We start from the raw sequence: 14,970 nt of genomic DNA, 5'->3' as shown, positions 1-14,970 counted from the left end.
CCATCGTTCATAGGTTGAGAACGCGCACCGGACGGACCTCCGCCCCCTCCACGCGCGCCAGCGCCACCGGCTTGCCGCCGAAAAGCGCAATGACGGTGCCATCCCCACCAACATCGCCGCGCAGCGCCGTGAGGCGTTCGCGGTCCTGCCGGGTGAGGAGTGCCACCGTCTGGCCGTGCTTCAGTCGGTGCGCTTCCACATCCGTCAGGGCCAGCGCCGGGATGTCGTCCAGCGCGGTCTCGATCGGAAGCAGAAGTCTTTCGACCGCGGCACCTTGCTCCATCGCGGTCAGATCGTCCAGGGAAATCGCCCCGTCCAGCGTGAAGGACCCCACGCGCAGGCGTCGCAAATCGCGGATGTGCCCCACCGTCCCCAACCGTTCGGCGAGGTCACGGGCGATGGAGCGGACGTAGGTGCCCTTGCCGCAATCGACCTCCAGCACCGCGTGGTCGGCGTCCGGAACCTCGATCAGCTCCAGCCGGTCGATGCGCACGGTGCGCGGGGCGATGTCCACCACCTCGCCCTCGCGCGCCATGTCGTAGGCGCGCTCGCCGTTGATCTTCAGCGCGCAGTATTGTGGCGGGATCTGCTCGACGAAACCCAGAAAGCCGGGCAGAGCGGCGCGGATCGCCTCGGCGTCGGGACGCACCGCGGAGGTCTCCACCGCCGTTCCCTCACGGTCGTCGGTCGTGGTGCGGGCGCCCCAGGCCACCGTGAAGCGATAGGTCTTCTCGCCGTCCATGGCGTAGGAGACGGTCTTGGTCGCCTCGCCCAGCGCGATCGGCAGAATGCCGGTGGCGATGGGGTCCAGCGTGCCGCCGTGTCCGGCCTTCTCCGCGTTGAGATGGCGGCGCACCTTGGACAGCGCCTGGGTCGAGGTCATCCCCGCCGGCTTGTCCAGCACGATCCAGCCGTGGATCGGCTCGCCCTTGCGCTTACGAGCCACGGCGCCCCTCGTCCCCGCCGCCGTTGCCCTCATCCTCGTCGTCGTCCTTGTCGTCGTCGTCCTCGTCGTCGATGTCCTCATCGTCGTCGAGATCGTCCGTCTCGGTCTCGTCCTCCTCGTCCCAGCCGTCGTCCTCGTCGTCATGGTCGTCGTCGCCGTTCACACGGTCGGCGAGCGAGCGGTAGCCGACGTCGCGGGCGACCGCCGGGCTGTGCAGGATGTCGTCGATGCGACCGGCGTAGTCGAAGGAGGTGTCGGCCTCGAAACTCAGCGTCGGGGCGTGGCGCAGGTTGATGGCCCGGGCGACCTGGCCGCGCAGGAAGGGGGCGGCACGCCGCAGGGCCGACAGCGTCTCGTCCATCGGGCCGCCGCCCAGCGGCGTGACGAAGGCGGTGGCGTTGCGCAGGTCCGGGCTGATCCGCACCTCGGTCACCGTGACGTTCAGTTCCGCCAGTTCGGGGTCGTGGAAGTCGCCGCGCCGGAACAAGTCCGCCAGAGCATGGCGGATTTCCTCGCCGATACGGAGCTGGCGCTGGGACGGCGGCTTTCCGGCCAGGTCGTGTTTCTTTCTCATGCTGTCGATCCCGAATGCGGTGCGGGAGGGATCGCTCCCTCCGCGAAAACGCGACAAGGGCGCACGGGCGCCCTTGTCATCTGCAACGTCGTCTGTGACCGGTCCGTGAGCCGGGGTGCGGCGGCGGGCTTACAGCTCGCGCGCCACCTCCTCGATCTCAAAGGCCTCGATGATGTCGCCGGCCAGGATGTTGTCGTAGTTCTCGAAGGCCATGCCGCACTCGTAACCCTCGCGCACTTCCTTGACCTCGTCCTTGAAGCGCTTGAGCGTCTTGAGCGTGCCCTCGTGGATGACGACGTTGTCGCGCAGCAGGCGGCAACCGGCGCCGCGCTTGACGGTGCCCTGCGTGACCATACAACCGGCGACCTTGCCGACCTTGGTGATGTTGAACACCTCGCGGATCTCGGCGTAGCCGATGAAACGCTCGCGCAGGGTCGGCGACAGCATGCCGGTCAGCGCCGCCTTCACGTCATCGATCACGTTGTAGATGATCGAGTAGTAGCGGATCTCGACGCTGTCGCGCTTGGCCATGTCGCGGGCCTGCGGGTTGGCGCGGACGTTGAAGCCGATGACCATCGCGTTGGAGGCGTTCGCCAGCGTGATGTCGGACTCGTTGATCGCACCCACCGACGCGTGCAGCACGCGGACCTTGACCTCGGTGTTCTCCGCCGTGAGCTTCTCCAGGGCGTTGGAGATCGCTTCGATGGAGCCCTGCACGTCGCCCTTGATGACGACCGGCAGTTCCTTGGCCTCGCCGGCCTGGATGCGGCTGAACATGTCCTGCAGCGAGCCGCGGGCCGACGCCGCGTTGGCGGCTTCGCGCTTCTTGCGCTGGCGGAACTCGGCGATCTCACGGGCGCGGGCTTCCGACTCGACGACGGTGAAGTCGTCGCCGGCGAGCGGCGTGCCGTTGAGACCGAGCACCTCGACCGGGCTGGCCGGGGCGGCCTGCTCGACGCTCTGGCCGCGGTCGTTGACCAGGGCGCGGACGCGGCCCCATTCCGACCCGGTGACGAAGACGTCGCCGACCTTCAGCGTGCCGCGCTGGACCAGCACGGTGGCGACCGAACCGCGGCCGCGCTCCAGCTTGGCCTCGACCACGACGCCCTCGGCGGTGCGGCCCGGGTTGGCCTTCAGCTCCAGGATTTCCGCCTGCAGGAGGATGGCCTCCTCCAGCTTGTCCAGGTTGTGCTTGGCCTTGGCCGACACTTCCACGGTCTGGATGTCGCCGCCCAGCTCTTCCACGACCAGCTCGTGCTGGAGCAGTTCCTGGCGGACACGGTCCGGCTTGGCGTCGGGCAGGTCGATCTTGTTGATGGCGACGATGATCGGAACCTTCGCGGCCTTGGCGTGATGGATCGCCTCGATCGTCTGCGGCATGACGCCGTCGTTCGCCGCCACGACCAGCACCACCACGTCCGTGACGTTGGCGCCGCGGGCGCGCATCTCGGTGAAGGCGGCGTGGCCCGGCGTGTCGATGAAGGTGATCTTCGCACCCGACTCCAGCTGCACCTGATAGGCGCCGATGTGCTGGGTGATGCCGCCGGCCTCGCGGCTGACCACGTCGGTCTGGCGCAGGGCGTCGAGCAGCGAGGTCTTGCCGTGGTCGACGTGGCCCATGATCGTGACGACCGGGGGACGCGGCACCAGGGCCGTTTCCGCATCGTCGTTGAGGCGCAGGCCGACCTCGACGTCCGCCTCCGACACGCGGCGCACGCGGTGGCCGAACTCGGCGATGATCAGTTCCGCCGTGTCGGCGTCGATCGTCTGGTTGATGGTGGCCATCACGCCCATGCGCATGAGCTGCTTGATCACGTCGGCGCCGCGTTCCGCCATGCGGTTCGCCAGCTCCTGGACGGTGATGACCTCGGGCAGCACGACGTCGCGGGTCACTTTCTGCGTCTCCTGACGGCTCATCTGACGGAGCCGCTCGCGCTCACGGGCACGGCGGACGGCGGCCAGCGAGCGCGTGCGCTCACCACCCTCGTCGCTCAGCGCCTGCGAGACGGTCATCTTGGAGCCCTTGCGGCGGTCGGCGCCCGGAGCGGCCTTGCGGACCGGAGCCGGAGCCGGAGCCTTCTTGTTCCCGGGCTTGCCGCGGCGGTCGTCCTCTTCCTCGCCGAAGCGGGGAGCGGCCGGAGCGCCCGGACCACGGGCGGCCGGAGCCTCCGTGGTGGCCGCGGTGCGCGCACCGGCGCCACCGGCGGCCGGACGGGCGCCGGCGCCCTGCGGACGGGCCGGTTCGCTGTCCTTGCGCTTGGCCTCGTCGGCCTCCTTGCGCTTGGCTTCCTCTTCCTGGCGGCGACGCTCGGCCTCCTGGGCCTTAGCGCGCTCCGCCTCCTCGATGCCGCGCAGCTCGGCCAGCTCGCGCTGGCGCAGAGTCTCGGCGTCGAGAATCTCCGGCTCCGCCTCGACCACCGGGGCCGGCTGGGAGGCCGCCTCCTCGGCGGCGCGGGCGGCAGCCTCGGCGGCCAGGACGGCGGCCTCGGCCTCCTCCTCGGCGCGGCGGCGGTTGTCTTCAGCCGCCCCCTGCAGGGCGCGGATGCGCGCCTCGCGTTCCTGGTTGGTCAGTTGACGGACGGCGCCGCCGCCACCGCCACGCTGGCGCTGGCCCGGCCCACCCCGGACGGGGATGCCCTGGGCGGCCTGACGCGCGGCGGCGCCGCCGTCGGCCACGCCCGGCAGGGCGCCCTTCTCCACGGCCCGCTTACGCTTGACCTCCACGGTCACGGGCTTCGACCGGCCATGGGAGAAGCTCTGCCGGACCTGGGTCTCGACCGGCTTCTTCAGCTCCAGCTTCCCTTTGCCGGAGCCGGAGAGGTGCAAGACTTTCTTTTGGTCCTGGTCGTTGCTGTCGGTCATCGGTTCCCGAATGGTCAGACGTTGCTTACGTGGCCGGCCGGCGCGGAGCCGGCGACAAAGCCTTTGATACCCTTGAGACGCGCGGAGTCGCGTGCCAATCCCTTGGCCAGCTTCCCGCGCGCCACCACCGCGTGCACGGCGTTTTCCCGTCCCAAGGCCGCGGCCATCGCCGCGGCGTCGAACAGGTCCACGACCGGCATATCCGGCGCCAGCGCTGTGATCTTGCCCCGCTGGTCGGGCGAACCGTCGCTGGCCTCGACCAGCAGATAGGGCGGTCCGGCGCGTCCGACCTGATTGGTCTTCAGCGCCTCGCGCACCTTTTCGTATCCGGCCAGAGCCTGCCCGGCCCGGCGTGCCAGCCCGAAGGCATCCAGGCACCGCCGTTCCAGCAGCTTCTCCAACCGTTCCACCAGATCGGGCGGGACGCGCACCGCGCGCCGCGCCGCCTTGGCGAACATGTTCTTGGCAATGGCCTTCGTGAAGGCCGCCTTGTCCCCCGACAGCCAGAGGCCGCGGCCCGGAAGCCGTTCCTCCAGATCGGGCACGATCTCGCCGTCGGGTGATACCACGAAACGGATCATGCCGTCTTTCGGTTGCACGGTTCCGGTGGCGATGCAGCGGCGCAGCGGGCCTTTTTCCAGGTCCGCCGGCAGCAGCGCCTCCCCTTCGGCCGCGAGGCCGTCCGGTTCACCGTCCGCCGGAGTCTGTTCGTTCCTGTCGCTCAGCCCAACCATCCGTACCGTTTGTGCGTCCTAAGTCCCGGCTCAGCTCTGCGCCGCCTGGTCGTCCGCCGAGGGTTGCGCCGGGGTGGGCGCGCCTTCCTCGCCGTCGAACCAGTGGGCACGGGCGGCCATGATGATCTCGTTGGCCTCGTCTTCCGTCGGGGCCTCCTTGCCGAGAATGTCGCGCAGCTCGTCCGCGGCGAGATCGGCGAGGTCGTCCATCGTCTTCACGCCGTTCTCACCCAGCTTGACCAGCAGGGTGGGGCTGAAGCCGGTGACTTCCGCCACCGCGTCCTCGACGCCGAGCGCTTGGCGCTTCTCGGTCATGCGGACGTCCTGCTCGTCGAGGAAGTTCAGGGCGCGCTGCTTCAGCTCTTCCGCCACGTCCTCGTCGAAGCCCTCGATCTCGGCCAGCTCCTCGGTCTCGACGTAGGCGATCTCCTCCACCGTGGTGAAGCCTTCGGCGACCAGGAGATGGGCGATCACGTCGTCCACGTCCAGCGCTTCCATGAAGAGCTGCGAGCGGGTGCGGAATTCGTCCGAGCGGCGCTCCGACTCCTCCTGCTCGGTCAGGATGTCGATGTCCCAGCCGGTGAGCTGGGTGGCAAGCCGCACGTTCTGGCCGCGGCGGCCGATGGCCAGCGACAGCTGGTCGTCGGGCACCACCACCTCGATGCGGCTGTTGTCCTCGTCCATCACGACCTTGGCGACCTCGGCCGGGGCCAGGGCGTTGACGATGAAGGTCGCCGGCTCCTGGTTCCACTGGATGATGTCGATCTTCTCGCCCTGCAGCTCGCCGACGACCGCCTGGACGCGGCTGCCGCGCATGCCGACGCAGGCGCCGACCGGGTCGATGGAGCTGTCGTTGCTGATCACCGCGATCTTGGCGCGGGAGCCCGGGTCGCGGGCGACCGCCTTGATCTCGATGATGCCGTCGTAGATCTCCGGCACTTCCTGGGCGAACAGCTTCGCCATGAACATCGGATGGGTGCGCGACAGGAAGATCTGCGGGCCGCGCGCTTCCTCGCGCACGTCGAAGATGTAGGCGCGCACGCGGTCGCCGTTCTTGAAGTGCTCGCGCGGCAGCAGCTCGTCGCGGCGCAGGATCGCTTCGGCGCGGCCCAGATCGACGGTGACGTTGCCGTACTCGACGCGCTTGACCAGACCGTTGACGATCTCGCCGGTGCGGTCCTTGTATTCGTTGAACTGGCGCTTGCGCTCCGCGTCGCGGACCTTCTGGACAATGACCTGCTTGGCCGTCTGGGCGGCGATGCGGCCGAAGTCGATGGGCGGCAGCGGATCGACCAGGAAGTCGCCGAGCTGGGCGCCGGGCTTGCGGCGCTGGGCGTAGGCGAGGGTCACCTGGGTCGCCTCGTTCTCCACCGCCTCGACCACCTCAAGGTGGCGGGTCAGGTGGATGTCGCCCGTCTTGCGGTCGATGCGGGCGCGGATGTCGTGCTCGTGGCCGTACTTGGAGCGCCCGGCCTTCTGAATCGCCTGCTCCATCGCCTCCAGGACCTCGTCCCGGTCGATGTTCTTTTCGCGGGCAACCGCGTCAGCGACTTGCAGCAGTTCCATCCGTCACACTTCCTGGACTGGCGTTTGTTCTTCGAGTGAAGCCCGGAGCGGCCGTCAACCCTGGCCCTGGCTGGCGCGGATCAGTTCATCCGTCAAAACCAGCTTGGCGCGCAGGATGTTGTCGAACTCCAGCCGGGCGGCTCCCTGTTCCGATTCGATGCACACGAGGCCGTCGTCGACGCCCTTCAGCATGCCCTTGAAGCGCTTGCGGCCATCGACGGCGAGCCGGGTCTCCAGCTTGGCCTCGAAACCGGCGAAACGCTCGAAATCCTTCAGACGGGTCAGCGGCCGGTCGATGCCGGGCGAGCTGACCTCCAGCGTGTAGGCGCTCTTGATCGGATCTTCAACGTCGAGCACCGCGGAGATCGCGCGGCTGATGTCGGCGCAGTCTTCGACCGTCATGGGCGCGCCGTCGGCGCGTTCCGCCATGACCTGCAGAACCATGCGCTGCCCACCGGTCAACTGCACACGCACGAGTTCGTAGCCCATGGCCTCGACCGACGGCGTGATGATCTGCTCGATACGACCGGTTGCTTCCATTCCACCTGACCCGCCCCCGCGGTCTCCCCTGGCACAGCGCCCTGGGACCAACACGGGGATTCCATACGCTGATAAAAAAATAAGTGGGCCAAGGCCCACCCGCAAAGCGTCCCGCCGGCCCGGTTTCCCGAGCCGCCGATCCGTATGGGTTCATGCGGTGAATATAGACATTCCGGAGCAGGCCGCAAGCGCTTTTCCGCAAGGTCCTATGCCCGGGGCTTGGTGAGCGGCTTCGGCCGGGGTAGCGTCACGCCCTCGGCGGCCGCCACACCGCCCGGAAAACACTCTCGAAAACGGAGTCCGCCATGATCCTTGAAACCGCCCTCCTGACCGTCAGGCCCGGCCAGGGCGCGGCCTTCGAACGGGCGATGGCCGAGGCTCAGCCCTTGATCGCCGCGACTCCGGGTTTCCTCGGGCTGGAGCTGCGCCCCTGCCTGGAGGCGCCGGACCGCTATCTTCTGCTCGTTCGCTGGGAGCGGCTGGAGGACCACACCGAAGGTTTCCGGGGATCCGACCGCTACGCCCGATGGAAGGCCCTGCTCCACCACTTCTATGACCCGTTCCCGGTGGTGGAGCATTACGGCGCGCCGCTGGTGTCTACCCCCGCGCCTTCCGTATGAAGCGCATGAAGACCGGCTTGCGCCCGGCCTCGATGGCCTTCTCCTCATAGCGGGTGGCCGGCCAGTCCGCAATGCGGTGGCGCCAGTCGGACGGGCCGCGGGCGGTCCATTCGAAATCGGGGTGGCGAACCGTGTGCTCCAGCATCCAGCGCACCAGCCCCATGTCGTCGCTGGCCAGACGCAGCTCCGCCCCGTCCTTCAGCACGCGCGCGAGGCGCGGCAGGTTGTCCGGGCCGATGAAGCGGCGCTCCCAGTGGCGCTTCTTCGGCCAGGGATCGGCGAACAGCACGAAGGCGCGCCCGATGGAGGCGTCCGGCAGGGCGTCGAGCAGCGGACGGGCGTCGTCCGGCAGGATGCGGACGTTGTCCTGAACCTTCTCGTCGTCGACCAGCTTGAGCAGGCCGGCCACGCCGTTGATGAAGGGTTCGGCGCCGATCACGCCCACGTCGCGGTTGTTCGCCGCCTGCCACGCCATGTGGTGGCCGCTGCCGAAGCCCACCTCCAGCCAGATGTCGCGCATCGGGGCGGCGAACAGGGCGTGGGGATCGATGCGGTCGCCCGGCTGCGGCACCGGGATTTCCAGTGACGGCAGGAGCCCGTCGAGCAGCTCGGTCTTGCGCTTGCGGAGCGGGCGCCCCTTGCGCCGCCCGTAGAGCCTCTTGGACGAGTCCAGGAAGGAGTCGGTCATCGTGACAACAGGGTCCCAAAACAAGTGCAGGGGCCGCATGGCCCCTGCATCCCGGACGGACGGGTCCGGTCTTGGAAGAAGCCGCTCTTAGAAGAAAGCGGCGCGCAGGTCGTTGACGAGGTCGGTCTTCTCCCAGGAGAAGCCGCCGTCGGCCTCGGCATCGCGGCCGAAATGGCCGTAGGCGGCGGTGCGCGCGTAGACCGGACGGTTCAGGCCCAGATGCGTGCGGATGCCGCGCGGGGAGAGGTCCACCAGCTTCTGCAGGACCTCCGACAGCCGGTCCTCGTCCACCGTGCCGGTGCCGTGGGTGTCGACATAGACCGACAGCGGCTTCGACACGCCGATGGCGTAGGAGAGCTGGATCGTGCAGCGCTCGGCCAGGCCGGCGGCGACCACGTTCTTGGCGAGGTAGCGCGCGGCGTAGGCGGCCGAGCGGTCGACCTTGGTCGGGTCCTTGCCGGAGAAGGCACCGCCGCCGTGCGGGGCGGCACCGCCGTAGGTGTCCACGATGATCTTGCGGCCGGTCAGGCCGGCGTCGCCGTCCGGACCGCCGATGACGAAGCGGCCGGTCGGGTTGACGTAGAAGTTCGCCTCGTCGCACATCCAGCCCGCCGGCAGGCAGTTGAGGACGTGCGGACGGACGATCTCGCGCACCTCCTCCTGGGTCAGGCCGTCGGCGTGCTGGGTGGAGACCACCACCGCGGTGGCGCGCACCGGCTTGCCGTTCTCGTACTGCAGCGTCACCTGGCTCTTGGCGTCGGGACCGAGCTGCGGGGCGGCGCCGGAGTGGCGCGCCTCGGCCAGCGACTTCAGAATGGCGTGGCTGTAGTAGATCGGCGCCGGCATCAGGGCCGGGGTCTCGTTGCAGGCGTAGCCGAACATGATGCCCTGGTCGCCGGCGCCCTCGTCCTTCTCACCGGCGGCGTCGACGCCGACCGCGATGTCGGCGGACTGGGAGTGGACGAAGCACTTGACGTCCATCTTCTCCCAATGGAAGCCGTCCTGCTCGTAACCGATGTCCTTCACCGCGGCGCGGGCGACCTGGACCAGCATGTCGGGGGTGATGCTCTCGGGCCCACGCACCTCACCGGCCAGAACGATCTGGTTGGTGGTCGCCAGCGTCTCCACCGCCACGCGGGCGTAGGGGTCGTGCGACAGGTACAGATCGACGATCGCATCGGAGATGCGGTCGCACACCTTGTCCGGATGGCCTTCGGACACGGACTCGCTGGTGAACACGTAGTTGAGCTTGGCCACGACGAACCTCGGCAATGGGCGGGGGCTATTCAACAAAAGTTTTTTGGGAGACCGGCGCAGCACCCACGGAAAGCCAGTCGTTTGCCGTATGTGGCAAGGTTTGCGTTTCAGGTCAAGCGATCTCCCCGCGGTTGGAGGAGTCGGGGGGAAATTCCCCTTAGAAACGACATCGGGGAACGGGCCGGTTGGCCGCGTTCCCCAATCATCCTGCCGTCCGGATTGCTTCCGGTTGTTCGGCTCGCGTCTCTGAAGCGTTTATTCGGCCGCTTCGACCATGCCGGAATTGGCAACGGCCTTGGTCAGCTCGAACAGGCGCTTGCGCACCGACGGGTCGTTGATGCGGTAGTAGGCGCGCACCAGTTCCAGCGTCTCGCGCTTGGCCATCGGATCCGGCTCGTAGCCGCCCGAACGCTCCTCGAAACCGGCGGCGCCGCCCTCCTCGTCATCGACCGGAGCCGCGGCGGCTTCCGCCGGCATGTCGTCGAAGAAGAAGGAGACCGGCACGTCCAGGACGCGGCTGAGGTCGAACAGGCGCGACGCGCCGATGCGGTTGGCGCCGCGTTCGTACTTCTGCACCTGCTGGAAGGTCAGGCCGATGGCCTCGCCCAGCTTCTCCTGGCTCATTCCGAGAAGGGTCCGGCGCAACCGGACGCGGGAGCCGACGTGAACGTCGATCGGGTTCGGCTTGCCCGTCTTGGGGCGGCCGGCAGTGGCCCGGCGGCCCCGCGTTTCTGTTGCTGGCATTGCTCTAATTCCCTGAAACAGTTGTGCAACCTTGATACGACATATCCATGTATGCAGTCAAGCGCGCCCGAGCGCTCCCGATGCGCGTGATTGAAAAAAGAGTCTCGGTTGCGCTAACCGCGATGTCGTGCGCGCAGGCCCACCGCGAAACAGGTCAAAAGAAGCAACCCAAACGCGCCATCGCCCACACGTCCGTAGAGAGTGGGGGTGGGCAACGCCTCCGGCAAGGCCGCATCGACCACACCCCTGTAACCAAGCGGGAGCATGGCTGTGATGCGGCCGTGGGAGTCCACGACGCCGGAGATGCCGGTGTTGGCGACGCGCACCAGCGGCATCCCCTCCTCGACCGCGCGGGTCCGGGCGATGGCGAAATGCTGGTAGGGGCCGGCGGTGTTGCCGTACCAGGCGTCGTTGGTCAGGTTCAGCATCCAGCGCGGCCGGGTGGCGCCGTCCTGCGACGCCGGCAGCACGGCGCCGGGAAAGATCACCTCGTAGCAGATCAGCGGGCTGACCGGCGGCAGGCCCTTGAGGTCCAGCGACACCGGCCCCGGCCCGGCGGAGAACTCCGCCCCGTTGCCGGCGATCGCCCCGACCGGCAGCCAGCGGCGCAGCGGCATGTACTCGCCGAACGGCACAAGGTGGAACTTGTCGAAGCGCCCGGTCACCGCCCCGCTGCCGTCCACCGCCGCCAAGCTGTTGTAATAGAGCGGCTCGCCCTCCGGCCCGGCCTCCATCCGCGGCACCCCGGTGATGAGCAGCCCGCCGGGCGGGGTGATCGAGCCCAGCGCCTGGCGCAGGCGGGCGTCCTGGTCGAGGAACAGGGGCACCGCGGTCTCCGCCCAGATCACATGGGTGACCGGCGCGGCGGTTGTGGAATCCGCGGCGGCAGCGACGGAGAGTTCCATTTGCTGCTGGACGTTGCGCACCCGCTCGCCCGCCGCCCATTTCAACCGCTGGTCGATGGCCGGTTGGACGAGCCGCAGCCGCACGTCCGGAACCGTCGCGTCCGACGCCCCGGCCAGCCGCAGCCCGCCCCAGGCACCCAGCGCCGCGAACAGCGCCAGCCCGGCGGCCAGCGCCCCCCAGGCGCGGCGGCGCGGCACCGCCGGATCGGCCAGCGCCACCGGCAGCGCCGCCACCAGCACGGTCAGCAGGCTGAGGCCGTAGACGCCGATCAGCGAGACGCCCTGCAGAACCGGCAGGACGCCCGTCCAGCCATAACCGATCAGGTTCCACGGGAAGCCGGTAAAGACATGGCCGCGCAGCCATTCGAACAGCGCCCAGGAGGCGGCGAACAGGACCGCCTTCCCCAGCCCCTGCCCCATTCCTCGGCCCCGCAGCGTCCAGACCAGCAGCGTGGCGAAGCCGGTGAACATCGCCAGCAGGATCGGCAGGCCAGCCGCCGACAGCGGCAGAGCCCACCAGAAACGCTCGATGTCGGTGAACAGAGCCGCGCTGATCCAGTAGAGGCCGAGCAGGTGATGGCCAAAGCCGAAGAACCAGCCGACCGCGAAAGCCTGCCGCCTGGTCCGCGCGCCGTCGAGCAGCCAGAGCAGCCCCGGAAAGGCGATCAGCAGCAGCGGCACCGCATCGGCCGGCGGCAGCGCCAGCGTCGCCAGCCCGCCGAACCCCGCCGCCGCCAGCAGCCGGCGCCAGCCGGTCAGACCGGCCAGACCCGCGGACAGGCGGCCCAGCCGGGCCGGGGTGGTCGTCATGTCGGTGGCGGTCAAGGGGTGGCACTCCGGATGCGGATGGGCTGGAGAGGCGATTGTGCCGGGCTGGAAACGGCCTCACCACGAAGACACGAAGAGACGCACAAAGAGGCGCCCGCTTCACCGGTCGGTCCGGGGATGCGGTGGAGCCTCTTTGCGCCGTCTTTGTGTCCTTCGTGCCCTCGTGGTGAAAATACCCGCGGGGTCTTATCCGACCTCGGCCAGGGCGGAATTCTCGGCGGGAGCGGTGCGGACGCGCAGCCGCTTGATGCGGCGGGGGTCGGCCTCGACGATCTCGAATTCCAGCCCGGAGGGGTGGATCAGCGTCTCGCCCTTGCCCGGCACCCGCCCGGCCATCGACACGACGAGACCGCCGAGCGTGTCGATGTCCTCGCGCTCCTCCTCGGTGAGGAAGGCGCCGACGCGATCCTCGAAATCCTCGATGGAGACGCGGGCGTCGGCGATGATCGAGCCGTCGGGACGTTCCACGAAATGGGGAGTCGCCTCCTCGTCGTGCTCGTCCTCAATCTCGCCGACGATCTCCTCGACCAGATCCTCGATGGTGACGAGGCCGTCGATGCCGCCGAACTCGTCGACCACCAGCGCCATGTGCTGGCGCTTCTGGCGCATCTGCACCAGCAGGTCCACCACCGGCATGCTGGGCGCGACGATGCTGAGATCGCGCACGATGTCCTTGAGTTCGACCGGCGTCCGGCTGGCCATCGCCACGATCACGTCCTTGATGTGGACCATGCCGACGACGTCGTCGAGCGTTTCACGGAACACCGGCAGGCGGGAATGGGCGTCCTCCGCCATGCGCTGGACGAGGGCGGGGAACGGGGTGTCCACCTCCACCGCCACGATGTCCGCGCGGGGCACCATCACGTCGTCGACGGTGCGGTCGCGCAGTTTCAGGATGTTGGCGAGCAGGGCACGCTCGGCCGCCCCCAGCGATCCCTCGCCGCTGTCCTGATCCTCGATCAGGTCTTCGATCGTGGCGCGCAGGGTGGCGTCGTCGCGCCCCCCCAAAACGGTCCTCATCCACCCGCGAAACAGGTGGCCCAAGGATTGCTGATCTTCGGCCCCGTCTTCACGGGGCGTTCGACTGTCGGAAATCTCGCTCATCGGTCCGGTGGTTGTTCGTCCAGGTTCGGCTCTCCGGGCGGAGAGCGCGTGGCGGCGTACGGATCGGCGATTCCGAGGGTGGCGAGCACGTCGGTTTCGAGCTGCTCCATCTCCTCGGCCTCGTCATCCGTCTCGTGATCATACCCGAGCAAATGAAGAACGCCATGCACCACAAGGTGGGTCATATGGTCCGAAGGTGTTTTACCCTGCTCGGCGGCTTCACGGGCGACGGTCTCCCAGGCCAGGATCACGTCGCCCAGCATGACCGGCGCGTCCTCGCCCAGTTCGGGCTCCTCCGCCTCGGTCAGGGCGAAGGACAGCACGTTGGTCGGCTTGTCCTTGCCGCGGTATTCGCGGTTCAGGCGGTGCACCAGCGCGTCGTCGGCCAGCACGACGGACAGCTCCGCCGGCCCCTCATCCTCGTCGTAGGTGACGGAGAGCGCAGCCAGCGCCGCCTGTTCGCACAGCCATTCGGCGTTGTCCGCCCACTCGCCCGCTTCACGTGAAACGACGACGTCGACGGCCATCACGGTGTTCCCTCCCCGTCCGGGGCCGGCCGGCGCCGGCCGTCGGCGCGGGTGCCCCGGGCACGGTCCTCCGCGGCCCGGTCGTTCTCGGCGCGGGCGCCCTCAGCACGGTCATAGGCGCGGATGATGCGGGCGACCAGCGGGTGGCGCACCACGTCGGCGGCGGTGAATTGGACGAAACGGATGCCCTCCACCCCTTCCAGGATGTCCAGCGCCTCGCGCAGGCCGGACTTGGCGCCGGCCGGCAGGTCGGTCTGGGAGATGTCGCCGGTGACCGCCATGCGGCCCCCCTCGCCCAGGCGGGTGAGGAACATCTTCATCTGCATCGGCGTGGTGTTCTGCGCCTCGTCCAGGATGACGAAGGCGTTGGCGAGCGTGCGGCCGCGCATGAAGGCGAGCGGCGCGATCTCGATCTCGCCGGACTCCAGCCGCTTCTTCACCTGCTCCGCCGGCAGCATGTCGTGCAGCGCGTCGTAGAGCGGGCGCAGATAAGGATCCACCTTCTCCTTGAGGTCGCCGGGCAGGAAGCCCAGCCGCTCCCCCGCCTCGACGGCGGGGCGCGACAGGATGATGCGGTCCACCTGGCCGGTGGTCAGCAGCGCCACCGCCTGGGCCACGGCGAGGTAGGTCTTGCCGGTGCCGGCGGGGCCGAGGCCGAAGACCATCTCGCTTTCCGCCAGCGCCTGCAGATAGGCCGCCTGCATGGGGGAGCGCGGGGTGATGGCGCCCTTGCGGCGGGTGCGCACCGCAACCTCGCCCCGGCTGAGCGTCGCCAGATTCTGGTCGCGCACCGCGCCGCCGACGCCGGTCGCCATGCGGACGGCGGCGTCCACCTCGCCGGTGCCGACGGTCATGCCGCGCTTCAGGCGCTCGTAGAGAGCGTCGATGGCCGAACGGGCGGCTTCCGACGATTCCGCCGGGCCGGCGATGGTCAGCGTGTTGCCGCGGGAGATCAGGGAAACGCCCAGCTGGTTCTCGATGCGGGCGAGGTGGCGGTCATGCTCCCCGTACAGCATCGGCAACAGCCGGTTGTCGTCGAAGTTCAGATCAATCCGTTGATCTGGGCGTTGATCGG

Annotated in this window: 14 protein-coding genes; 1 reads left to right on the top strand and 13 read right to left on the bottom strand. The window is 68.8% G+C overall.

Annotated features, from left to right (window positions below):
- Positions 1 to 7: 7 nt before the first annotated feature.
- The 6 genes from truB to rimP all read right to left on the bottom strand — a co-directional run bounded on the left by truB (position 8) and on the right by rimP (position 7,222).
- Positions 8 to 946, bottom strand: coding sequence for a tRNA pseudouridine(55) synthase TruB (truB, locus tag FBZ83_RS12400; RefSeq protein WP_145682957.1), 939 nt, complete (start codon positions 944 to 946; stop codon positions 8 to 10).
- Positions 936 to 1,520, bottom strand: coding sequence for a 30S ribosome-binding factor RbfA (gene rbfA, locus FBZ83_RS12395; RefSeq protein WP_145682954.1), 585 nt, complete (start codon positions 1,518 to 1,520; stop codon positions 936 to 938). Before rbfA ends, truB begins: the two co-directional genes overlap by 11 nt.
- Before the next feature lie 129 nt (positions 1,521 to 1,649).
- Positions 1,650 to 4,382: a translation initiation factor IF-2 gene (gene infB, locus FBZ83_RS12390; protein ID WP_145682952.1), complete on the bottom strand. Its 2,733-nt coding sequence runs from the start codon at positions 4,380 to 4,382 to the stop codon at positions 1,650 to 1,652.
- 14 nt (positions 4,383 to 4,396) lie between these two features.
- On the bottom strand, positions 4,397 to 5,116 hold the full coding sequence (locus FBZ83_RS12385; protein ID WP_145682950.1) for an RNA-binding protein: 720 nt from the start codon (positions 5,114 to 5,116) through the stop codon (positions 4,397 to 4,399).
- A gap of 30 nt (positions 5,117 to 5,146) precedes the next feature.
- Positions 5,147 to 6,682, bottom strand: a complete 1,536-nt coding sequence (gene nusA / locus FBZ83_RS12380; RefSeq protein WP_145682948.1) for a transcription termination factor NusA — start codon at positions 6,680 to 6,682, stop codon at positions 5,147 to 5,149.
- Between the two features lie 54 nt (positions 6,683 to 6,736).
- The gene (gene rimP, locus FBZ83_RS12375) at positions 6,737 to 7,222 is read right to left on the bottom strand and encodes a ribosome maturation factor RimP (protein WP_014238849.1); all 486 of its coding nucleotides are present in this window, start codon (positions 7,220 to 7,222) and stop codon (positions 6,737 to 6,739) included.
- Positions 7,223 to 7,527: 305 nt separating this feature from the next.
- Here rimP and FBZ83_RS12370 point away from each other — a divergent pair, with 305 nt between their 5' ends.
- Positions 7,528 to 7,842, top strand: coding sequence for an antibiotic biosynthesis monooxygenase family protein (locus tag FBZ83_RS12370; RefSeq protein ID WP_145682946.1), 315 nt, complete (start codon positions 7,528 to 7,530; stop codon positions 7,840 to 7,842).
- On the opposite strand, the gene trmB is transcribed toward FBZ83_RS12370, so the two are convergent.
- The 7 genes from trmB to FBZ83_RS12335 all read right to left on the bottom strand — a co-directional run bounded on the left by trmB (position 7,820) and on the right by FBZ83_RS12335 (position 14,911).
- Positions 7,820 to 8,530 carry a tRNA (guanine(46)-N(7))-methyltransferase TrmB gene (gene trmB, locus FBZ83_RS12365; protein ID WP_145682944.1) on the bottom strand — a complete coding sequence of 237 codons (711 nt, stop codon included), beginning with the start codon at positions 8,528 to 8,530 and terminating at the stop codon, positions 7,820 to 7,822. The two genes, FBZ83_RS12370 and trmB, sit on opposite strands and share 23 nt — an antisense overlap.
- Before the next feature lie 87 nt (positions 8,531 to 8,617).
- A complete protein-coding gene (gene metK / locus FBZ83_RS12360) occupies positions 8,618 to 9,787 on the bottom strand; it encodes a methionine adenosyltransferase (RefSeq protein ID WP_145682942.1) in 1,170 nt (389 codons plus the stop codon).
- Positions 9,788 to 10,042: 255 nt separating this feature from the next.
- Positions 10,043 to 10,531, bottom strand: coding sequence for a helix-turn-helix domain-containing protein (locus FBZ83_RS12355; RefSeq protein ID WP_145682940.1), 489 nt, complete (start codon positions 10,529 to 10,531; stop codon positions 10,043 to 10,045).
- Between the two features lie 113 nt (positions 10,532 to 10,644).
- Positions 10,645 to 12,261 (bottom strand): apolipoprotein N-acyltransferase, encoded by a 1,617-nt coding sequence (lnt, locus tag FBZ83_RS12350; RefSeq protein ID WP_145682938.1) that lies wholly within the window; start codon positions 12,259 to 12,261, stop codon positions 10,645 to 10,647.
- Positions 12,262 to 12,450: 189 nt separating this feature from the next.
- The gene (locus FBZ83_RS12345; RefSeq protein WP_186466051.1) at positions 12,451 to 13,368 is read right to left on the bottom strand and encodes a hemolysin family protein; all 918 of its coding nucleotides are present in this window, start codon (positions 13,366 to 13,368) and stop codon (positions 12,451 to 12,453) included.
- On the bottom strand, positions 13,365 to 13,895 hold the full coding sequence (gene ybeY, locus FBZ83_RS12340) for an rRNA maturation RNase YbeY (protein WP_145676368.1): 531 nt from the start codon (positions 13,893 to 13,895) through the stop codon (positions 13,365 to 13,367). The genes FBZ83_RS12345 and ybeY overlap by 4 nt, the downstream gene beginning before the upstream one ends.
- Complete coding sequence (locus FBZ83_RS12335) at positions 13,895 to 14,911, bottom strand: PhoH family protein (RefSeq protein ID WP_247888286.1); 1,017 nt, start codon at positions 14,909 to 14,911, stop codon at positions 13,895 to 13,897. Before FBZ83_RS12335 ends, ybeY begins: the two co-directional genes overlap by 1 nt.
- Positions 14,912 to 14,970 lie beyond the last annotated feature (59 nt).

Source organism: Azospirillum brasilense (assembly GCF_007827815.1).
Taxonomy (GTDB): Bacteria; Pseudomonadota; Alphaproteobacteria; order Azospirillales; family Azospirillaceae; genus Azospirillum; species Azospirillum brasilense_C.
This window is presented reverse-complemented; position numbering and strand designations above follow the sequence as displayed.